We start from the raw sequence: 22,874 nt of genomic DNA, 5'->3' as shown, positions 1-22,874 counted from the left end.
CGAAATTTTAAACTGATAAATATGAAGCAATTTTTGCTTCATCTACATTTTCGCGAAGTTCTTCATGAACAATTTCTCCCTTCTCAATCACTAGAATTCTGTCGGCTATATCAAGAGCAAAACTTAACACCTGCTCTGACACAACAATCGAAAGACCTCGTTGATCGCGAATCTCTTTTAATGTTCTGGCCATGTCCCGAATAATGGAAGGCTGAATACCTTCGGTGGGCTCATCCAGTAATAATAATTTTGGATCACTTGCTAAGGCACGGGCAATAGCCAACTGTTGTTGTTGACCACCGGATAGGTTACCGCCTCGGCGATTACGCATTTCTAACAATACCGGGAATAGATCATAAAGATCTTTAGGTACGGTTCGGGCTTTAGTTGTAGTAAGCCCAGTTTCAATATTTTCCTTAACAGTCATGCTAGAGAAAATCATTCGCCCTTGAGGAACAAAGCCAAACCCTGCACCTACGCGCTGGTAACTCTGCATATTGGAGACATCTTTACCTCCCAGAGTAATTTCACCTGACTTACTCGGAATAACCCCCATCAAAGATTTCATCAAAGTTGTTTTACCCATTCCGTTGCGCCCCATAATGGCGACAATCTCGTTGGGTTTAACGTCAAAGTTCATCCCATGTATGATTTCACTTTGACCATAGCTGACGTGATAATTAGAAACACTTAACATGATATATTCCTCAATGGCCCAGGTAAACTTCGATCACTTTTTCGTCTTTTTTCACATCCTCTGCCGTACCTTCCGCCAGAATTTTTCCTTGATGCAAAACAGTGACCTTATCGGCAATTTCAGCAACAAACTGCATATCATGCTCAATAACGATAACAGATCGATCTTTAGTAATCCGTCGCAACAGCTCTGCCGTTTTTCTTCGTTCTGCAACCGACATACCTGCAACAGGCTCATCTAGCATAAGAAGCTCAGGGTCTTGGATCAGCAACATGCCAATTTCAAGCCATTGCTTTTGCCCATGACTGAGAAGATCGGCCCGGGTATGCAGAAGATCTTTCAAAAAGATCATATCGGCCACTTCATCAACACGATTTAATACTTCGGCGTCACGCTTAAAAACCAGCGCACCAAAAACCGAACGGCCTCGAGGAAATGAAATCTCTAAATTTTCAAAAACCGATAAATCACCATAAATTGAAGGCGTTTGGAATTTTCTTCCCACACCAGCTCTAACAATTTGATGTTCCTTCATCTTAGTGAGTTCGCGATTGCGAAATTTTATTGAGCCTTCAGTCGATTTGGTACGCCCGCAGATCAAATCCAGAACTGTCGTTTTACCAGCACCATTCGGCCCCACGATGACTCGAATTTCATTCTTATCGACGTAGAAACTCAGATCATTAACCGCTTTAAAGCCATCAAATGAGACTGTCAATCCTTCTACGGCGAGTACAAAATCAGTATTACTGCTGCTCATGAGTGGCCCCCTTAGCGACTACATCACCTTTTCGATTAGCACGAATAGAGTTGTATTTCTTTTTAATGAATGGTTCACAGTATTTACTGTACAAACCAGCCAAACCATTGGGGAATGCCATAACTACGGCAATAAACAAAGCCCCCATGGCAAACAACCACAACTCGGGAAAGCTCTCTGACAAAGTAGTCTTGGCCCAGTTAACCACTAAGGCACCATAAACCGCCCCCAGTATGGAGAGACGACCGCCGACGGCACAGAAAATAACCATCTCAATAGAGGGAACAATGCCCACCAAGGTCGGTGACATAAAGCCAACTTGCAGAGTAAACATGGCGCCACCAATGGCCGCAAAGGCGGAACCCAGGCAAAACACGAAGATTTTGAAATTGGAAACATCGTAACCAGAGAAGCGAACCCGATCTTCCATTTCACGCATTGCCACCAAGAGCCTACCTAGCTTACTTTTACGTACAAACTGGGCAACAGCCAGACACACAAACAACAAGAACACACAGAGGAAATAAAATACATATTTCGCTTCGTCGGTTCGTATATCCCAACCATGCAATGTACGCAAATCAGTAATACCGTTAACGCCACCGGTATAACCTTGCTGACCAATTACCAGAATAGTCATGATAGCGGCTACGGCTTGGGTAATAATGGCGAAGTACACTCCACCCACCCGACGCTTAAACATCGCCACACCGATGATGTATGCAAATATCGAAGGCACAATAATAATGGCTAACACGGTAAAGGTTAGGCTATGGAACGGCTGCCAAAACCAAGGTAGTTCCGTAATCTGGTTCCAGTCCATAAAGTCTGGAATACCAGGCGTGGATTGAATGGCCGTGTTTTCTGGAGACGATGCTTCCAACTTTAGGAACATCGCCATCGCGTAACCACCCACGCCAAAGAAAACACCTTGACCTAAACTTAAGATACCGCCAGAACCCCAGCAAAGTACCAAGCCCACAGCCACAAAAGCATAGGTTAGATATTTACCGATTAGATTTAATCTAAATATATCCACACCCAATGGAAGTACTACTACCAATATAAAGGCGAGTACCGCAAAGCCAATCAGGTCACTTTTAGGAAACAGTGTTTTAAATCCTGCATATGACATAGAACCTTCCTCCTAGCGACGCACTTTAAGTGAAAACAAACCTTGAGGGCGCAGCATCAAAATCACCACTACGAACAACAACGTCAGAACTTTGGCCATAGAACCACTTAAAAAGAATTCCATGGTCGATTGGGCTTGCGAAATTGTGAAAGCAGAAGCAATGGTACCTAATAGGCTCGCTGCACCACCGAATACAACCACAAGGAAGGTATCAACAATATAAAGCTGGCCAGAAGTTGGCCCAGTAGATCCAATCATGGTGAATGCACTACCGGCAACACCTGCAATACCGCAACCTAAACCAAAGGTTAGGCGGTCTACTTTTGAGGTATTAATACCTACAGCACCTGCCATAGGACGGTTTTGCACGACTGATCGAACTTGAATACCCCAACGAGACTTATACATTAGGGCGGCAACCGCAAGGGATATACCAATAGCCAAAGTCATTACAAAAATACCATTAATTGGCACTTCTACAATTTCCGATAGCTGGAAAGAGCCCATTAACCAATCTGGCAAGGTGACACCCACTTCACGTGCACCAAATACCGATCGATAAATTTGCTGTAAAATCAAACTTAAGCCCCAGGTAGCCAACAAGGTGTCTAGTGGGCGCTTGTATAAATGTCGGATCAGTGCCCACTCGACAAACATCCCGAGTGCACCTGCCGCTATAAAGGCCAATATCATGGCAATAAAAAAGTAAGAACCAAACATGCTTGGCATGTATTCAGAAAATACATTTGATGTGAGATAAGTAACATACGCGCCGAGAATCATAAACTCGCCGTGTGCCATATTGATAACGCCCATTTGGCCAAAGATAATAGCCAAACCCAATGCCATCAAAACAAATACCGAGAAAAGTATTAACCCGGCAAAACCTTGCATGGCAAAAATTGACATTAATTCAGAAGTGGAATAATCGGCGAACATCGCTCAATCCTCGTGCTGAAAATCGGAAACTTCAATAACTTTTAATACTTAGGAATCAAAGGAGCCCGTTATACGGGCTCCAGACTTACTTATTGATAACCGGCGGGGAATGGATCTGGTTCGATCAATTCTGGGGTTTCGTACACAATCTCGTACTGACCGTCAGTTTTTGCATTACCGATTCGGGTTTTAGACCACAAGTGATGGTTAGGGTGAACTTTCACATAACCTTCTGGTGCAGTCGTCAACTCAATACCTGGTGAGGCAGCGCGAACTTTATCCACATCGAATGAACCTGCGGCTTCAACAGCAGCTTTCCACAACCAAGGACCTAAATAAGCCGCTTGAGTTACATCACCGATTACGATGTCGTCACCCCAACGCTCTTTAAATGCCTTAACAAATGCTTGGTTGTTGTCGTTGGTAAGACTCTGGAAGTACTTCATTGACGCATAAGCACCATCAATGTTTTCACCACCGATACCCAAGATTTCATCTTCAGTAACCGAAATGGTCAGAACCAGAGGCTTCTCTTTAGTCATGTCGATGCCAGCGGCTTTCAATTGCTTATAGAAAGCAACATTAGATCCACCCACTACTGAAGCAAAGATAACGTCAGGCTTTTTCAACTTGAACTTGTTGATAATCGAGTTGAACTGCGTATGGCCTAGCGGGTAGTAATCTTCACCCACAACTTTCAAGCCCAGTTTCTCGATGTGCTTGCGAGCAATTTTGTTAGAGGTACGAGGCCAAATGTAGTCCGACCCTAACAGATAGAAGGTTTTAGCCTTCTTCTCTTTTACAACCCAATCAATACCTGCAAGAATTTGCTGAGTGGCTTCTTGGCCGGTATAAATTACATTAGGTGACTGCTCTAGACCCTCATAGAAAGTTGGGTAATAAAGCATACCGTTATATTGCTCAAATACGGGCAGTACCGCTTTTCGAGAGGCTGAGGTCCAGCAACCGAAAACTGCAGCTACTTTGTCGTTAAGCAAAAGCTTACGCGACTTTTCTGCAAACGTTGGCCAGTCACTAGCGCCATCTTCCTGAACATATTCGATCTTGCGACCCAACACACCGCCCATGGCATTGATTTGCTCAATAGCCAGCTTTTCTGCTTGCACAGAACCTGTTTCACTGATAGCCATGGTGCCGGTCACTGAGTGAAGAATACCCACTTTAACCGTATCTTCAGTTACCGCTAGGTCAGTTGTGTTAACTTCAGCCAAAGAAGCCGGAGCAGTCAACGCCATAGAGGCAAAGGCTGCCGCGCCCATTAATGATTTCACCAACCCGGGAAGCTTACTCCTAGAACCCGCTGGGTGTTTATTGATCGTGTTAGCCATGATCTTTCCTCATGATGTGGTTTGCCAGTTTTTAAGACATCGTATGCCTGCCCTGCTATTGTCAGAAAAACAAGGCTTTTGGCCAATTCGCTAAACACACCATAGAGGTACGTCATTTGACGCATTCAGCCATTAACTTAAGGCGAGTACGGTCTGAGCAAAATTTTTCCCCAAAAAACGATTTATGGCACAAGAATTGAGGAGAGGAGGACTAGCGGATACCACGCTACTAAAGGAAGTAGATGTTACGTGGATTCAATCTTTTTCCTTAACCGCATACAGCACCAATTTGGGGCGCCTCGCTAGGCGCTCGACCCAATATGGGGCGTTTTGTTTTCGCCCGACTTATGCAATAACAATCTGTGAGCTATGACAGCAAAACAACATATATTTCGGGTTCGAAGAAACTACAATCGCTGGGTCGCAAACCAAACCTTAGAGGATTACGCACTACGCTTTACTGCCAAAAGCGCGAGACGCTGGAGCGCTAGCCGGGTAGCTGTTACCGCTTTAGGTGGAATTTCATTTTTGGCGCTAGAAGCTATTGGTGCAACGGCAACGATGCATTATGGCTTTATACATGCTCTAGCCGCCATTTTAACGGTCAGCTTGATCATATTCTTATCGGGCATCCCCATCAGTTATTATGCGGCTAAGTATGGTGTCGATATTGATCTATTAACCCGTGGAGCCGGTTTTGGCTATATCGGGTCAACTATCACCTCGCTTATTTACGCATCCTTTACCTTTATATTTTTTGCTTTAGAAGCCGCCATTATGGCTATGGCGCTAGACCAATTATTCGCTATCCCCCTTGCCATTGGTTACTTTATCAGTGCAGTTGTGGTTATACCCTTGGTTATTTATGGCATAACCTTTATCAGCCGTTTTCAGATTTGGACACAGCCAATTTGGCTAACCCTGCAACTATTACCCTTTATCTTTATTATCTATGCCGACGCCAGCTCTGTCTCCGACTGGACCCAATTTGTCAGCCCAGAACAGAGCAATGCTGGTTTTGATATTGTCATGTTTGGGTCTGCGGCAGCCATTATGTTTGCCCTAATCGCTCAAATTGGTGAGCAGGTTGATTTTCTTCGTTTTATCCCTGAACCTAAAAACAATAAGAAAAGTCGACGAAAGTGGTGGTTCGCCACCCTAGCAGCGGGGCCTGGCTGGATTATCGTAGGGACTATAAAGATGCTCGCGGGCTCTTTTTTAGCCGTACTGGCGCTTAAACATGGCATTAATTCAATTGATGCTACTGACCCGACTCAAATGTACATGGTGGCCTTTGGCTATATCACCCAATCTCCACAGGTAGCGCTGGGTATTGCCGGCGTCTTTGTTGTTCTCTGCCAGCTTAAAATCAATGTAACCAACGCTTACGCCGGCTCCATAGCATGGTCTAACTTTTTTTCCAGACTCACCCACTCCCACCCCGGGCGCGTGGTATGGCTTATCTTCAATGTTGGCATTGCTCTGCTCTTAATGGAGCTTGGTGTCTACCAGGCATTAGAGCAAACACTGGGGTTTTATGCGATTGTTGCGGTCGCCTGGCTTGGCTCTTTAGTTGCCGATTTAACGATCAACAAACCCTTAGGGCTCTCCCCTAAGCATATTGAATTCAAACGAGCCCACTTATACGACATAAACCCCGTTGGCTGTGGGGCCATGGTGCTTGCTTGTATTGTAGGCATGCTGTGTTACGCCAATAATGCCGGCGAAACGGCTAAGGCACTCGCTCACTTTATTACTTTAATCACGGCATTAATAGCTGCGCCGATGATTGCCTGGATCACGAAAGGTCGATATTACATAGCAAGACCCTTTATCGCCACGGACGTTAATTATTATGACAATACCCAATCAACGGCTATTTGCTGTATTTGTGAACTTAACTTAGAAAAAGAAGATATCAGCTATTGCCCCGCTTACGCAGGCAACATCTGCTCGTTATGTTGTTCATTAGATGCCAGATGCGGTGATTACTGCAAACCCGGCGCTGGGTATTGGATTCAAGCGAAGAATTTTATTCAGAAGTTTTTACCCGCCTCATTAACACCCACTATTAATTCACGCATTGGGCATTTTTTTGGGTTATTGACCGTTATTAATGGGTTTTCAGGATTATTATTATCATTAATCTATTTTCAATCTCCTACCCCTATTACAGCCCTCACACTCTGGAAAGTCTTCTTCCTTCTCGTCATCATTACAGGGATTGTCATCTGGCTCGCCGTACTCGCGCATGAAAGTCGTGTCGTCGCGCAAGAGGAGTCACAACGGCAAACCCGATTGTTAACAGAAGAAATCATCGCTCACGAACAAACCGATCGAGAGCTACAACGAGCGAAAGAGGCCGCTGAGGCGGCCAATAATGCTAAAAGTCGTTATTTAGCGGGCATTAGCCATGAGCTTCGATCTCCTCTGAACGCTGTTTTAGGCTACGCCCAGCTGTTAGAAAAAGACCCTAATATTCCACCTAACCGGCGCAATGCAATTTCTGTCATCCGCCGTAGTGGTGAACATTTAGGCGACTTAATTGAAGGACTTCTGGATATTTCTAAAATCGAAGCCGGTCGATTAGATTTGCATATCGAGCAAGTACGCCTACCCCAGCTTATTGATCAATTAGTGCACATGTTTCGCCTGCAGGCAGAAGCTAAGGGCTTAAAGTTTGATTATATTCAACAGACAGCCTTGCCAGAATTTGTTAAAACAGATGAAAAACGATTGCGCCAAATTTTGATTAACATGTTATCCAATGCGGTAAAATATACCCAGAAAGGCGAAATTATCTTTAATATTCGCTATCGCAGCCAAGTGGCCGAATTTTCGGTTACCGATACAGGGGTTGGGATTTCTGAGGATAATATAGAGCGTATCTTTCAACCTTTTGAACGGGTGAAAACGCCGGGTTCTTCGGTCACTGGTACCGGCCTTGGACTCACCATCTCTAAACTATTATCAGATATAATGGGTGGTGATCTGTCACTAACCAGTACAGTCGGCAAAGGCACTCAGTTTAGGCTGGCATTGATGCTTTCCAGCACAAACTCACCGAGCCAACTACCACAGCCAGATCGACAAATATTTGGTTATGCCGAGCCACGTAAGACCCTTATGGTCGTTGACGATGAAGCATCCCATCGGCAGCTTATAGAAGCCGCTCTTACACCATTAGGTTTTCGAGTTGAGCTGGTCGATAACTCACTTATGGCGGTTGACTCTGCCCATAACATTCAGCCTGATTTAATCATGCTTGACATATCCATGCCCGGATTAAATGGCTGGCAAATTGCGGAACAATTACGTAACAGTGGGCTGACCTGCCCTATTATTATGGTTTCAGCCGATGCACGTGAAACTCATACTGACACTATAGATAAATCTCATCATAATGCTTATGTGGTAAAACCGATCAACATCCACAATTTATTAGAGACCATTGGTGAGCAACTGAATTTGAACTGGCAATACCATCCGGTTCACGATCAAGATGTGGCAAATCAAGAAACGGTCATTGAGCACAGCCCAGTATTATTGGATGAGGCAACACGAGAAAAAATAAAAGATTTAGCCATTATCGGGCATAAAGGAGGCATAATCCAACTATTAAACAACTTAATGGCTCAGGGAAAGTGCAGCAGAGTTTTTTATGATCAAGCCGTAGAAATGGCCAATAACTTTCAATTTGAATCCCTGATTTCAATGTTAAAGGCAACTGAAAATGAATAACAAAACCTATAAAAAAAATGTCGTCCTAGTTGTCGATGACAGCATCGACAGTATTCGTATGATCAGTGATGTCCTAGAAGAAGCAGACATGACCGTCTTGGTCGCCCTGGAAGGTAGCCAAGCGATTACAATCACTCAGAATATTACTCCCGACATTATTCTACTCGACGCCATTATGCCCAATATGGACGGCTTTGAAACGTGTCGCGCGCTTAAAGAACAACCAAAATTAATGGATGTGCCGATTATCTTTATGACGGGTCTTAGCGACACTGAGAATGTCGTTATGGGTTTGAAGTCTGGTGGCGTAGATTATATTACCAAGCCAATTAATGCATCGGAGCTTATCGCACGAATGCATGTTCATCTAGCCAACGCTCGTATGACCCAAAGCGCCAGAATGGCCCTAGAAGCTGCAGGGCAGACACTGTTTGCCATCAATAAAAACGGGGATACCTTATGGGCAACCCCCAGGGTCTATCAAATCTTAGCGCAAGCTCAACCGGCAGACACAAATAGCCCGGCACAGCTTTCCAACACATTAAAAACATGGTTGGAGCACTCGCCTTCGACGGGGCATAAAATGCAACTCGACAATGCTGACGGCACTGTCGGCGTCGAATATTTAGCAGAGATTGGGGAGAATGAATTTTTACTGCGACTTTCCGATCAACCCAGCAACGAAAACTACAGCGATTTATTACGCACCAGCTTTAAGGTCACCGTACGTGAGGCCGACGTACTATTGTGGATAGCCAATGGGAAAACCAACCGCGAAATTGGCCAAATCCTTGAGATGAGCCCAAGAACCGTCAACAAACACTTAGAGCAAATATTTAAAAAAATGGGGGTCGAAAACAGAACATCAGCCGCTGCCATGGCAATTCGTGCTCTTGCCAGCAAGGGATAAGCCGACAATTTCTTATCGGCAAAGCACCCATTACCGCTACAACTCACACTATGGCTAGCAGTAGCAACACGTTTGACTTATGTTCGTTGATTGGCCGACCGGTACGGTAAAAACCAATGGCGTAATTTGCGGCCGCCCGCTGTAACGTCGTGTAATACCAAATACAGTATCGGCACCAAGAGCAGAGTCACAAACGTTGCAAACAGAACACCGAATGCCAAAGAGATTGCCATCGGTATCACAATTTTTGCTTGCAGTGAACTTTCAAACATAATCGGCAACAGGCCAATAAACGTCGTCATCGAGGTTAAGATAACCGCCCTAAACCGTCGCCGCCCCGCTTTGACCACAGCCTCCTGCAAAGTGTCGCCACCTTTGCGGGCATTATTGACGTAATCGACCAATACCAATGAGTCATTTACCACCACGCCTATAGTCGCAAAGATACCAAACAGCGACAACTGGCTGAAATCATAGCCCATTATCATGTGCCCCCATATAGCCCCGATAACGCCAAAGGGAATCACCGACATAATCATTAACGGCTGAATATAGGAGCGCAGTGGCAGTGCCAGCAATATATAGATCATCATTAAAATGGTGGCAATATTAATGAAGAAGTTAAACACGGTTTCGCGTTCATCCTTTAAACTGCCCGACTCCTCCAAAGTGACCTTGGGGTAATGACGCTCGATATCGCCAAAGACACCTTTACGTAAGTTGTTCGCTACCGCCAAAGGCTGTACTTTTTCAAAGTCCAAAGTGGCCCACACCGTAATCGTGCGGTTACCATCTTCACGGTATATTTGATTCACGCCATCAACCAAAGCAATATCAGCCACCTCTTGCAATGGCACTTTGTGGCCGGTGCTGGTGGTTATTAATACTTCGTTAACAGCATCAATCGCGTTGCGCTGACCTTCGGGGTAGCGCACCATAACGCGTATCTCTTCTCCATCGCGAACAATGCGTTGAGCCTCAATACCGTACAAGCTAAACGCGGCCTGGGTTGCCACCTCAGAAGTGGTTAGCCCCAAACTATAGGCCACAGGCTTTAAGGTAAACCGAGCCTCCTTAACACCCTGCTGCTCACTGTCCTGAATTTCGTATACGCCATCAATCTCACCCATGGCGCGGCGAATATCTGCGGCGGCCAAGCGCAGCTGCGATATATCTTTCCCTACCACCCGAAAACTGACATCGCCATTACTGCCGCCCGGTGCCATTTGGACACTGTCTACCACCGTCAGGCTTTTCAAGCCACTGATCTGGGGCATCTTCTCGCGCCAGCGGGCCGACAAATCAAAGGTATCCAAAGGACGGACTTCCGGATCGACCAACTTAGCCTGAACCTCGGCCGTGGTACGGGATTTCATCGAGACATAGAGCTTTTCCACCATAGGATGGCTAAACTCGTTTTCAATCTCGCCTTCAACTTTGTTAATCATAGCCTCGATGGATAGCATGGCCTCCATGGTGACCTGTTCCGGCACACTGGGATTCATTTCAATATTCACTGTGGCAAAATCGTGCGGCACTTTGGGCATACCCACAAACTTCACAACGCCCGCCATAAACATACCAGCGGTCAGTAATATCACACCGGTGAAAATCGCCATAATGATGTAGCGATAATGCATCGACCATTTAAGCCCTGGTGTGTAGTAGTGGTCGACAAAATATTGCAAGAATGAACTTATTTTATTTTGCACACGGGCAATAGGGCTTGTGTCATTGGCTTTTGCCGGCTTCATATGAGCCAAATGAGCGGGCAATATTAATTTGGATTCCACCAAGGAAAAGAGCAGACACAAGACCACGACATAGCCGATAGCATGGGCAAACGCCGCAGAGGGGCCGGACTCCAGTACCATCGGCATAAATGCCGCACAGGTGGTTAGCACTCCAAAGGTGGCGGGGGTAGCCACTCGTTGAGCGCCGCGAATCACATTATCAATACTCTGCCCGCGCTCTTCGACTTCGCTGTGCACACTTTCACCGATAACAATGGCGTCATCCACCACCACACCGAGCACCATAATAAAGGCGAATAAACTACCCACATTAATGGTGACATCAATCCAACTTAAGGGTAAGAAAGACAAAGCTCCGAGAAAACTTACTGGCAACCCCAGCATGACCCACATGGCAAGCTTCATGCGTAAAAATAACGCGAGAATGCCAAACACCAACAAACCACCCCAAAACATATTGCTCAACATCATGTTCAAGCGGCCGTTAAGGTAATAAGTAAAATCGACCCAAGAAGCCACTTCCACGCCATCGGGCAAGGTTTGGTTGCGCTCGGCAAGGTAGCCTTTTACGGTGCTGGAGACATCGGTAATACTTTGATCTTTTGTCGCACCGACAAAAAAAGTAACTGCATTATGGCCATTTAATTTGGTGTAGTTAATTCCCTCTTCAAAACCATCGTTAACATCTGCCACATCGGCCAATAAAATTTTACTGCCATCGGCGGAAGTACGCAGCGGTAAGCGTTCAAACTCTTCGCCTATATAGGCCTGATCCTCTACCCGTACAGAAATAAATCCATCTTCAGCGCGTATTTCGCCAGCCGATTGATTCGTAGACCAGTTGCGTACCGCTTGGGCCACTTCTTGAAAAGTAAACCCATATTCGCGCAGCTTGTCGCGACTGACTTCAATCGCTATTTCATAGTTGGCGCCGCTGTAATACTCAACAATGCTAACATCGGGCAAGGCGCGCAACTCGTTATAAACCTCTTCACCCAGCCGCTTTAGATCAAAATTATTAAGGTCGCCATACAATGAGACATACATAACCTCTTGGCGATATTTAACCCGGCTGATTTGCGGTCGCTCCATACCGTCGGGAAAACTGGAAATAGAATCTACCGCTGTATTCACCTCATCCAGTACTTCTTGCGCATCATACTCTTCCATTACCTCGATACTGGCACTGGCATTGCCGCGGTTGGAGCGAGTTATCAAGCGTTCAATACCCTGCACCGAGGCCAAAGCTTCTTCCAGCTTTACCGTAATGGCCTCTTCAACATCCTGAGGGGCCGCACCGCGGTAGGTAATATTGATATTAATCCAGTTAATTTCCATTTGTGGAAACATCTGTTTACGAATGGTCATGGCGCTGTACAGCCCCATTAGCACCAATACAATCATCAATAAATTTGCCGCTACACTGTTGCGGGCAAACCAAGCAATAACGCCTTTACGAGTATCTGCAGCCGACTCCATTAGGCGTCTCCCTGCTCGGCTGTGGTGGGTGTATTGGTTTGCGCACCAAGCTCGTCATCCGACTGCGTCTCACTCACTTCGGATCTTAATTTTAATGCCATGCCTTCTACTGGAAACTCAATGGCTGTGGTAATTAGTTGATCACCCTGAGCCAAGCCCGCCGATATCACACTTTGCCCTTGATCATGGCGCACAACAGTAACCGGCTTAAAGTGCAATTTGCCATTTTTCAAAACAGCCACCTTGCCATCTTTCACCAAGGAGCGATTAATCTCCACCGCGCTGGGCAGGTTAATACCCGCCAACTGGGCCACAACATACCGACCAAACGTTAGCGGTTCTAAATGGGCTTGTGCATCGTGGAGGTTATAAGGATCACTCACCTCGGCAACTAAATAGTGCATGCGGGTATTTTCATCAATCACCCCCTCACTGCGCACAATGCGCGCTTGCCACTTAGCGCCATCGAGATTGGGGCTAGTATTGTCCGATAAGGTCACCTCAACACCGACACCCCCATTGGGGAGAAACTGCTGATCTGTGGTTGCCACTGGCAACCGTATTTCGGCACTGCTAACGTCCATCAGCTGACCCAGCTTTGCACCGACATTCAAAAAACTTCCCAGACTTACCAAACGTTCGACAATCAACGCATCATAGGGGGCTTTAATGTAGGTTCGGTCTAGGTTTTTTTGAGCCATTTTCAGGTCTGCTTGGGCAGCCACCACACGTGCCTGAGCTTGCTCTAATTGAGGCTTACGAAGCCCCAGCGCCGGCGCGGGACGATCATTAACCGCCTCCCACTCAACTCGCGCCACTTCCCCTTGAGCCATCTCCTGTTCCAGGGCTGATTCAGCACTGGCCAGACCGGCGCGCGCATTTTCTAGGGCAACTTGATAATTGGTGGGGTCAATCTGCGCCAGTATATCGCCCTGCTGAACCAGACCTCCACGCACAAAGGCTGGAGATAACTCGATAATCTCACCGCTGACCTGAGCTACCAATTCAGTCGAGTATTTAGCTTTCACCAAGCCCTGAGTTTGAATATCAAGACGTTTAGCCGACAATGCTATTTCACGCGTCTCAACCAAAACGGTACTATCTACTGGGGGCTTGGCAGCAGGCTCCGGCCGCAGACTTTTCATCAATATCAAGAGAGCTATGCTAATCACAATGATTAGTAGAGGCGCTATCCAGCGTATATTTCTACCCAAAAAGCCCGGGGTCTGCATTGTTAAAGCTCCTTATCGAAAGCCCTTATCACCAAAGATAGATGGGCAGCTTTTGAATGATTGGCGTAAACGCACTTCATCACTACTATTAACCGACGGCAATAATACCCCTTTTCCCCGCCTACCGGCAGTCAATTGCAATAAAAGAACCCTCTAAAATGCGCAATTAAATTGCACCATCCCATGCCCGTGCTCTGTCAAAGACCACAGCCCTGAAGGGTTACTGAGCGGTAGGGAGCCAGCTTACGGGTTTTAGACATCGCTGGCGCCTGAAACCGCGAATGTCATACTGGCATACAGATTGCTCAATCAATCTAAAGTAAATCAAATAACCTGAGTGAGACATGAACATTCAGATGAAAAACGCGGCAACGTGCACCAAAAGCCCTCAAAGAAAGCCAAAATTGCCATTCTTGGGGCAGGATCATACTCGATGAACCATCAGTCACGCACAATAAACGGACAGATTAACGTGGACTCCGCACCAGAAGAAAGCAATAGCAGTGCTTTATATCAGCGTTATTACGCGGTCTACCGCCGCCGCCAAGAAGCACTCAACTTAATCCGCCAGCTGAATCGAACCATCAAAGGTGCGCAGCGCCATCGCGGCTTGAGTATGGGCTTGCTTGGTGGCAATAACTTATTTCATCAAGAGTTTCATCAACTGCAGGCCGAATTGGAAAGACGAACTCTTTTACTACAGGCCATGGCGAGTGCAGGTGATAACTTATTGAGCGATCGAGATCAGCAAAGCTTAAAAAGTGCTTGGGTAACCATCAGCCGTGACTGGCAAGAAGACACGGTAATCGACAACTACGAGTTGCACTGTCATCTTATTGAGCAATCTTTGGCCATGATGGCCAGCCTGTCACGAGAGCTAGAACAACCCATACAAGACGCTCTGGGTGAGTCCAGCGCCCCCAAGAACACAACCAATAGCTACCCTAGCCGGTTTAAACACTTAGAAGTACTGCACTTTACCAGTCGGTTATTGCCAGCCGTAGTGGAACAAATTGGTCGCATCCGAGCCTTAGGCACCTATGCGGCCGCCGCCGGGTTTCTCGATTCACACCATAACAGCAAACTGCGTTATGTTATTCAGTGTACAAGGGTAAACAACGAGAAATTACGCCATCAAATCAAACGATTAGAGGGTATTCTCGATGAGGATATTGGCTTACTGAGCCAACTTAAAAGTTATGAGCTCAAGTTAATGTTTTTGCTGAATATGGTGGAAACCGATATTTTGCACGAGGGTGCCATTAATGCCGACAGTAATCGAATTTACAACTTGGCCACTGACATTATCGATGTCTATTTGAGTATCGTCGACAGCGGCATTGAATTGATCAGCCACTGGCACGATGTCGATATGGACCAGTGGTTAGAAAGCGGTATCGCACCCAGTTAAGCAAGCATTAGAGAATAGCACTGGTCGTTGCCCAAACGGTACGGCACAATGGCGCTTTTATTACAGTGCCCGCGCTATGAAGCTATTCGACCTCAGACACCTTTTCTTACTTGCGTTGCTCAGCCCCTGCGCTTGGGCCTCAGCCAATTCCCCAGACCAATGCTTAGCAGGTTTGGCCACAACGGCAGAGAATACGGCCACGGTGGGGGAACTGCGCCAGCGCTGTCTGGAGTCTGCATCGACAGAGGAAGACACCCCGGCCGTTCCGGAAAAAGCCAAAGTATTGCACAAGCGCATGACGATTGAGGCGCTCAACAACGAAAACCGCTTTCTATTAACACCGCACAACCGCAACTTTGTGTTGCCCGGCGTCTACACGGACCAACCCAACACGACCCCTTTCCTTGAGGTCGATTCGAAAACCGCCGATTTACAGCACACCGAAATTGAATTTCAACTCAGCATGAAGGTGCTCATCGCTCAGGATTTACTGCACAACAATGGCAATTTGTACGTCGCCTACACCAACCGCTCGTTTTGGCAGGCCTATAACACTGGGGTCTCTCGCCCTTTTCGCGAAACGAACCACGAGCCCGAGCTGATTTTAGCCATCGCTAACGACTGGGAACTATTGGGCTTTCGCAATGTGATGAATCAGGTGGTGTTTTCCCACCAATCCAACGGCCAATCGGGCGATCTGTCGCGCAGCTGGAATCGAATCAAGCTAAACAGCGTTTTTGAAAAAGGCAATTTCGCTTTTAACGTATCCCCATGGTATCGCATTCCGGAAGACTTAGAGGACGACGACAATCCAGATATCAAAGAGTATTACGGCAATTATGAACTGACCGGCGCTTATGCACGTAAAGATCATATAGTCAGCGTTATGACGCGCCGCCCCTTTTCCGACAAGGGGGCTTGGGAGCTGAGCTGGTCGTTTCCCCTGACCTCCACTGTGCGCGGCTATATTAAAGCCTTTAATGGCTACGGGGCCAGCCTGATTGATTACAATACGCGCACACGCTCCATCGGGCTCGGCGTTACCTTTACCGATATACTTTAGGATTCGCCATGTCTTTTTATCAGCCGATCAGCCTATTGTTCACCTTGCTTATGCTCGCGGGGTGCGCTGGACACACGCTAAACGATTACGCCGAACGCTCTCCCACTTTTATACCCGAAGCGTTTTTCCAAGGCCCGCTAGTGGCCCACGGCGTGGTCAAAAATCGCTCCGGCGAAGCCATAAGGCATTTTGACGCCACCATAGACGCCAGTTGGCAGGGTGGCATTGGCACGCTGGCCGAGCGTTTTACATTCGATGACGGCGAAGTTCAGTATCGCAACTGGACACTAACCCCAACCAACCAAGGCCGCTTCGACGCCACCGCTGGGGACGTGAAAGGCATCGGTAAGGGCCAGTTTCAAGGTAATGCGTTAAACCTGAAATACACGCTTATGATCGATTATAACGACAGCAAGCTCGCCGTTAATGTAGACGACTGGATGTGGCTGGTGGATAAAAACGTCGTCATGAACGAGTCAACCCTGAGAAAATGGGGCTTTAAGGTCGGGAGCGTACAGTTGGTAATCCGCAAACTAGAAGAATAAGCGCTACTTGTCGATTAAGTAATCACCCCCAGCCGCTCCGCCCACCTGCATTGATAGGCAACCCACTCTCTGGTTGCTTTCACATCTGGCACTTCGCTGCCAGTTTGTGTATAAAGTCCCATGCGTTAAGCTCACAAAAGCGAGCCGATTCAAGGATTTGCAGATAATGGCACAGCCCGACACACATAATAGTCAATGCAGACGCAGCAAACTGGCTGACACCCCGCTGGTGATGCACCTTGGCGCAAGGGACTCACGCTACCAACCTTATTATCAAGACCCGCCGACCTATCTGTGGATGACGATAACGAATCCCTTCCCAAGGGGTTAACTGCTCACACTGTATTCACCGGTTTCGCATGCGACAAGCCGACAACAGGGGTGTTAACACACCATGACATTATTAAGTATTATTTTACTTCCCTTGCTAGGGGCACTTTTGCCCGTCTATACAGAGCGGTTTGGGCGCACAATATGTGCCTATTCAGCGGCTATAGGACCACTGTGTGCTCTGGGCATACTACTGGGCAGTTCAGCCTCAGTATTCTCCGGTCATATTGAACAAGTTTATATTGCCTGGCTGCCAGCCATTGGGCTGGATTTAAGCTTGCGCTTAGATGGTCTAGGCCTGATGTTTGCGCTACTGATTGTTGGCATTGGCCTGCTGGTGGTGCTTTATGCCCGCTATTACCTCGCTCAACGCGACTCTCTGGGTAAGCTCTACGCGCTGTTACAGCTGTTTATGATGGCCATGTTAGGCATTGTATTATCCAGCAACTTGTTGCTGATGATCGTCTTTTGGGAGATCACAAGCCTGGTCTCTTTCTTGTTAATAGGTTACTGGTCCGACCAGTCCGACGCCCGCAAAGGTGCCCGTATGGCGCTGACTGTCACCGGTGCCGGCGGGTTGTGTTTGCTGGCCGGCGCCCTTTTGATCGAGCGTATTGTCGGCAGCTTTGAGCTGGATGCCATCTTTGCCGCTGCCGATCAAATTAAGGCTCACGCCAGTTACCCAGTCATTCTGGTGCTGGTGCTACTAGGCGCCTTTACCAAGTCCGCTCAGTTCCCTTTTCAATTTTGGCTACCCCATGCCATGAGCGCCCCTACCCCGGTATCGGCCTACCTGCATTCGGCCACCATGGTCAAAGCTGGGGTCTTTTTACTGGCGCGGATGCACCCTGCTCTGGCTGGTACCGATGGCTGGTTCTATTTGGTGACCTTCACCGGTATGGCGACCTTGTTATTCGGTGCCTACAACGCACTGTTCAAACACGACCTCAAAGGGTTGTTGGCGTACTCAACCATTAGTCACCTCGGGCTGATTACCATGCTGCTTGGCTTTAGCACCGATTTGGCAGTGGTGGCGGCGATATTTCATATTATTAACCACGCCACTTTTAAAGCTTCGCTGTTTATGGCCGCCGGGATTATCGATCACGAAACCGGCACCCGCGATATGCGCAAAATCAACGGCATGTGGAAGTACATGCCGCACACCGCTCTACTCGCCATGGTCGCCGCCCTCGCCATGGCTGGGGTGCCCTTGCTGAACGGCTTTCTCAGTAAAGAGATGTTTTTCTCCGAGGCGCTGCACATTGAATCCATGGGCATGTTCAGCTGGGTGTTCCCCTTATCTGCCACCTTAGCCGGTATTTTTTCCGTCGCCTATTCGGTGCGGTTTATTCACGATGTATTTTTCAATGGTGAGCCTGTCGACTTGCCTAAATACCCACCGCACGAGCCACCGCGCTATATGATTGTGCCGGTAGAAATCCTGGTGGGCTTGTGTTTATTGGTAGGAATTGTACCCAACTTGACGGTGGCGCCGTTTCTGCAAGCAGCCAGCTTGGCCGTGCTAGGTCACGACATGCCCGACTACCACATCGCCATTTGGCACGGGGTAAATTTGCCCTTAATCATGAGCTTTGTGGCTTTAGCTGGCGGCTTGCTGATGTATCGCCAGCGCTCGGGGTTGTTTGCGTTCTACGAGCGGAAATACCGCCACGATGAAAAAATAATGTTCGAATCGAGAGTGCAATTCTCGGTGCGTATGGCACAGATGCTCACCGACTTAATTCAAAACAACTCTTTGCAACGTTATATGGCGCTGCTGATCGGCGCCGCCGTGGTGGCAATCGGTTATGCCTTATTACCGGGTATTCCCTGGCCGCAAGACTTCACACTCACCGCATTAGAGCCGGTCAGCTTGCTAGCCGCCATTGTTCTAACCGTCGGTGCATTAGGTACAGTGCTATTGCATCACAACCGTTTTGCCGCACTGTTGCTCTTAAGTGTAGTGGGATTGGTGGTATCGCTGATTTTTGTGCGATATTCCGCGCCAGACTTGGCCCTGACGCAAATTTCGGTAGAAGTGGTTACCATCGTCTTACTGATGCTAGCTCTGTATTTCTTACCGCAAATCACTCCCAACGAATCGGGAGCAAAGCGCGTGGGGCGCGATATCATTCTCGCCACAGCCGCCGGTTTGGGCATGGGTATTTTGACCTTTGCGATGCTCACCACACCGTACCAAACCTTATCTGACTTTTATTTGGCCAACAGTGTCAGCGGTGGCGGCGGCGCCAATGTGGTCAACGTGATTCTGGTGGACTTTCGCGGCTTCGATACCCTGGGCGAAATTACCGTCTTAGCCATTGCCGCGGTGGGTATTTATGCCATGCTCAACGGCTTACATTTACCACTACCACAAGCCGATGGCGATGGCCGCCGCTGGGATAAAGAGCCCCACCCCCCCATACTGTCTGTGATGGCGCGTATTCTTTTACCACTGGCCATTCTGGTGTCGATTTTTATTTTCCTGCGCGGGCACAATGCTCCGGGCGGTGGTTTTATTGCCGGCCTAGTGACCAGCGTTGCCTTAATCTTGCAGTATTTGGCCTCTGGCACTCTTTGGATGCAAGAGCGCTTGCGCTGGCGCTACCGTCGCGTCGCTGTCTCGGGGGTTTTAATTGCCACTTTAACTGGGGTCGGTAGCTGGTTCTTCGGCTATCCGTTCTTAACCTCGACCTTTGACCACTTCCATATCCCACTGATCGGGGAGATTGAGCTCGCCTCTGCCATGATCTTCGATACTGGGGTTTATATTACCGTTGTGGGGGCTACCTTGTTGATCTTGGCCCACCTCGGCAAGCTGGCGCAAACCAGCCATTCGCCCCGCCCACCGACCAGTAAAGCGTTTAGCGGTGCCGATCTGAATAAAGGAGACGATTAGTGGAAATTTTAATATCCGCCGTCATTGCCATCTTGACCAGTTGCGGCGTCTATTTACTACTGCGCGGCCGCACATTCCCCATTATTTTGGGGCTGACTCTACTTACCTATGCGGTTAATTTGTTTATTTTTATGTCCGGGCGCTTAAACACTAGCGCCAGTACCATTATTGGTGTGGGCGATCAGTACGCTGACCCCTTACCCCAAGCCTTGGTTTTAACGGCCATTGTAATCAGCTTTGCCATGACCGCCTTTGTCTTAGTGCTCGCCCTGCGAGCGCGTGCTGAGCTCGGCAATGATCATGTCGACGGGCGCAACAGTATCGAGGAGATCAAATCGTGAACCATTTGATTATTGCCCCGGTACTGTTACCACTTCTGACGGCCATTGTATTATTGCTCGGCACAGGGCGGCCGCCACGGATTCAACGCGGCATCAGTTTTATCAGTGTCTGCGCCCAACTTGCAGTGGCTTTGGTATTGCTGAGCATTGCCGCCGGTGACCAAACACTGGTCTACGCACTCGGCAACTGGGCTCCCCCTTTTGGTATTGTCTTAGTGCTCGATCGCCTCAGTGCCTTGATGGTAGCCCTGACTGCCAGCTTGGCTTTTTTTAGCCTCTGGTACGCTGCGCGCGGCAATGACAAACCCACCGATAGCTTGCACAGCGTGATGCACTTTTTGTTGATGGGCGTGAACGGAGCCTTTTTAACCGGTGATTTGTTCAACCTGTTTGTGTTCTTTGAGGTACTGTTAATTGCCTCCTACACCTTGCTACTACACGGTGGAGGCGCAGCGCGGATTAAATCAGGGTTGCATTATGTACTGCTCAATTTGATTGGATCGAGCTTATTCTTGATTGCCGCTGCCCTACTCTACGGCTTAACCGGCACCCTGAACATGGCGGATATGGCAGTCAAGGTCGCCAACACCAGCGTCGAGCAAGCGCCACTGATGCACGCCGCTGCGCTGTTGTTGTTGGTGGTATTTGGTTTAAAAGCGGCCATGGTACCGCTGTACTTTTGGTTGCCACGAGCTTATGCCTCGGCCTCGGCTCCTGTAGCCGCTATGTTTTGCATCATGACCAAAATCGGTATTTACGCCATTATTCGCATGTACAGCTTGGTGTTCGGCACCGAAGCAGGCCTGCTCGCTAATGTCGCCAGCCCTTGGCTCTGGCCTTTAGCGTTAATTACGCTCACCCTAGGGGCGGCTGGGGCTCTTGCTGCTCGAGAATTGCGATTGCAAATTGCCTATTTAGTCGTAGTATCGGTCGGCACCATGTTAGCCGGAGTGGCGCTGAACAGCGTTGCCGCCCTGGGCGCCACACTCTACTATTTACTGCACTCTACTTGGGTGTGTGCCGCTTTATTTCTATTGGCCGATATTATTATGCGTCAACGCGGGGCCACCTCGGACCGTATTATCACCGGGCCACGACCCAAACAACCGGTGCTGCTGGGGACTGTGTTTTTCATTGGCGCGGCGGCCGTGATTGGTATGCCGCCACTGTCTGGCTTTATCGGCAAGGTCATGTTGATGCGCTCTGCCGTCAGCGATGAGCAAACCTTCTGGCTTTGGTTTTTACTGCTGGCCTCAAGCATTGTTATGGTGACCGCGTTAAGCCGCAGTGGCAGCACCATTTTTTGGCGCACCGAAAACCGCACCGCCAAAGCAGACAAAGCAGACCACCTGGCATTGGCAGCAGTAATGGCACTTTTTGCTTGCACTCTAGCGCTGAGTTTTGCCGCCAGCCCTGTGGTAAATTACACCCAAGCCACCGCCGCCCAAATCATGGCCCCCAACAATTATATTGATGCTGTGCTAAGCCACCAAACTGTCGAGGGGATACACCATGAATAGTGTCACCTACAAAAAACTTTTCCCACATAAATTATTGAGTATATTTATGCTCGGGCTCTGGTTAGCCATGAGCAATAGTATTGGCCTTGGGCAGTGGTTATTAGGTGGCTTTTTAGCCTGGGCCATCCCCTATTTCACTCAAGCCTTCTGGCCGCAATCGATGGTTATCGCCAAGCCTTGGTTGGCCCTGCGCTTTTTGTTGCTGGTGCTATGGGATATCGTCATCGCCAACGCGCAAGTGGCGGTGTTAATTATGGGGCCCCGCCAAAAACTGCAGCCGGCATTTATGCGAATCCCGCTGGAGTTAAAACAAGACTTCACCATTACCCTATTGGCCAATACCATTTCTCTCACCCCAGGAACAGTGACCGTCGATCTGCAGATGGAAGAGGGTTACCTGTTGGTACACGGTTTACACGTGGATGATGTTGAAGCCACCATTGCTGACATTAAGTCGCGCTACGAGCGCCCATTAAAGGAGATTTTCGAATGCTCCAAAACGTAATCCAGCTCACGATGTTTATCGTTGCTCTGGCTTTGGTATTAAATGTATGGCGCCTATGCATTGGTCCATCACTGCCAGACCGCATTTTGGCACTGGATACCATGTATATTAATACCATTGCTTTGTTGGTGTTGTTTGGTATGCACGAACAAAAAACACTCTACTTTGAAGGCGCTCTGCTTATTGCGGTTATGGGCTTTGTGGGTACGGTTGCCCTGTCAAAATATCTGTTGCGCGGCGACATCATTGAGTGAGGCGAGC

17 protein-coding genes are annotated in these 22,874 nt (G+C 48.1%); 10 read left to right on the top strand and 7 right to left on the bottom strand.

The features are described from left to right. Positions 1-7: 7 nt before the first annotated feature. The 5 genes from urtE to urtA form a co-directional block, all read right to left on the bottom strand. Positions 8-697, bottom strand: coding sequence for an urea ABC transporter ATP-binding subunit UrtE (urtE, locus tag Q4563_RS11660; RefSeq protein ID WP_215977251.1), 690 nt, complete (start codon positions 695-697; stop codon positions 8-10). A gap of 10 nt (positions 698-707) precedes the next feature. Beyond that, positions 708-1,457, bottom strand: a complete 750-nt coding sequence (urtD, locus tag Q4563_RS11655; RefSeq protein WP_215977252.1) for an urea ABC transporter ATP-binding protein UrtD — start codon at positions 1,455-1,457, stop codon at positions 708-710. Further along, a complete protein-coding gene (urtC, locus tag Q4563_RS11650; RefSeq protein ID WP_215977253.1) occupies positions 1,444-2,592 on the bottom strand; it encodes an urea ABC transporter permease subunit UrtC in 1,149 nt (382 codons plus the stop codon). Before urtC ends, urtD begins: the two co-directional genes overlap by 14 nt. 12 nt (positions 2,593-2,604) lie before the next feature. Further along, the gene (urtB, locus tag Q4563_RS11645; protein WP_215977254.1) at positions 2,605-3,531 is read right to left on the bottom strand and encodes an urea ABC transporter permease subunit UrtB; all 927 of its coding nucleotides are present in this window, start codon (positions 3,529-3,531) and stop codon (positions 2,605-2,607) included. 89 nt (positions 3,532-3,620) lie between these two features. Further along, entirely contained in the window at positions 3,621-4,811 is a 1,191-nt protein-coding gene (urtA, locus tag Q4563_RS11640) for an urea ABC transporter substrate-binding protein (RefSeq protein ID WP_215977284.1), read from the bottom strand. Between the two features lie 438 nt (positions 4,812-5,249). Between urtA and Q4563_RS11635 the strand changes: the two genes are divergently transcribed. Both Q4563_RS11635 and Q4563_RS11630 read left to right on the top strand, forming a co-directional pair. Beyond that, the gene (locus Q4563_RS11635) at positions 5,250-8,621 is read left to right on the top strand and encodes a hybrid sensor histidine kinase/response regulator (RefSeq protein WP_303604607.1); all 3,372 of its coding nucleotides are present in this window, start codon (positions 5,250-5,252) and stop codon (positions 8,619-8,621) included. After that, positions 8,614-9,531: a response regulator transcription factor gene (locus Q4563_RS11630; RefSeq protein WP_303604606.1), complete on the top strand. Its 918-nt coding sequence runs from the start codon at positions 8,614-8,616 to the stop codon at positions 9,529-9,531. The genes Q4563_RS11635 and Q4563_RS11630 overlap by 8 nt, the downstream gene beginning before the upstream one ends. 77 nt (positions 9,532-9,608) lie before the next feature. On the opposite strand, the gene Q4563_RS11625 is transcribed toward Q4563_RS11630, so the two are convergent. Together Q4563_RS11625 and Q4563_RS11620 are read right to left on the bottom strand one after the other, a co-directional pair. Beyond that, a complete protein-coding gene (locus tag Q4563_RS11625) occupies positions 9,609-12,764 on the bottom strand; it encodes an efflux RND transporter permease subunit (RefSeq protein WP_303604605.1) in 3,156 nt (1,051 codons plus the stop codon). Next, a complete protein-coding gene (locus Q4563_RS11620) occupies positions 12,764-13,996 on the bottom strand; it encodes an efflux RND transporter periplasmic adaptor subunit (RefSeq protein ID WP_303604604.1) in 1,233 nt (410 codons plus the stop codon). Before Q4563_RS11620 ends, Q4563_RS11625 begins: the two co-directional genes overlap by 1 nt. A 433-nt stretch (positions 13,997-14,429) precedes the next feature. Between Q4563_RS11620 and Q4563_RS11615 the strand changes: the two genes are divergently transcribed. The 8 genes from Q4563_RS11615 (at position 14,430) to Q4563_RS11580 (ending at position 22,867) form a co-directional block, all read left to right on the top strand. Beyond that, the gene (locus Q4563_RS11615) at positions 14,430-15,407 is read left to right on the top strand and encodes a hypothetical protein (RefSeq protein WP_303604603.1); all 978 of its coding nucleotides are present in this window, start codon (positions 14,430-14,432) and stop codon (positions 15,405-15,407) included. A gap of 172 nt (positions 15,408-15,579) precedes the next feature. Then, positions 15,580-16,470 (top strand): phospholipase A, encoded by an 891-nt coding sequence (locus tag Q4563_RS11610; RefSeq protein WP_303604602.1) that lies wholly within the window; start codon positions 15,580-15,582, stop codon positions 16,468-16,470. Positions 16,471-16,478: 8 nt separating this feature from the next. Next, a complete protein-coding gene (locus Q4563_RS11605) occupies positions 16,479-17,015 on the top strand; it encodes a DUF3833 domain-containing protein (protein ID WP_303604601.1) in 537 nt (178 codons plus the stop codon). Positions 17,016-17,409: 394 nt separating this feature from the next. After that, positions 17,410-20,247: a monovalent cation/H+ antiporter subunit A gene (locus tag Q4563_RS11600; RefSeq protein WP_303604600.1), complete on the top strand. Its 2,838-nt coding sequence runs from the start codon at positions 17,410-17,412 to the stop codon at positions 20,245-20,247. Next, positions 20,247-20,588 (top strand): Na+/H+ antiporter subunit C, encoded by a 342-nt coding sequence (locus tag Q4563_RS11595; protein ID WP_215977261.1) that lies wholly within the window; start codon positions 20,247-20,249, stop codon positions 20,586-20,588. The genes Q4563_RS11600 and Q4563_RS11595 overlap by 1 nt, the downstream gene beginning before the upstream one ends. Beyond that, a complete protein-coding gene (locus tag Q4563_RS11590; RefSeq protein ID WP_303604599.1) occupies positions 20,585-22,108 on the top strand; it encodes a monovalent cation/H+ antiporter subunit D in 1,524 nt (507 codons plus the stop codon). The genes Q4563_RS11595 and Q4563_RS11590 overlap by 4 nt, the downstream gene beginning before the upstream one ends. Beyond that, entirely contained in the window at positions 22,101-22,613 is a 513-nt protein-coding gene (locus Q4563_RS11585) for a Na+/H+ antiporter subunit E (protein ID WP_215977263.1), read from the top strand. Before Q4563_RS11590 ends, Q4563_RS11585 begins: the two co-directional genes overlap by 8 nt. Then, entirely contained in the window at positions 22,598-22,867 is a 270-nt protein-coding gene (locus tag Q4563_RS11580; RefSeq protein WP_215977264.1) for a K+/H+ antiporter subunit F, read from the top strand. Before Q4563_RS11585 ends, Q4563_RS11580 begins: the two co-directional genes overlap by 16 nt. Positions 22,868-22,874 lie beyond the last annotated feature (7 nt).

Source organism: Gilvimarinus sp. 1_MG-2023, from assembly GCF_030548285.1.
The sequence above is the reverse complement of the archived record's forward strand: the minus strand, read 5'-3'. Positions and strand labels throughout refer to the sequence as shown.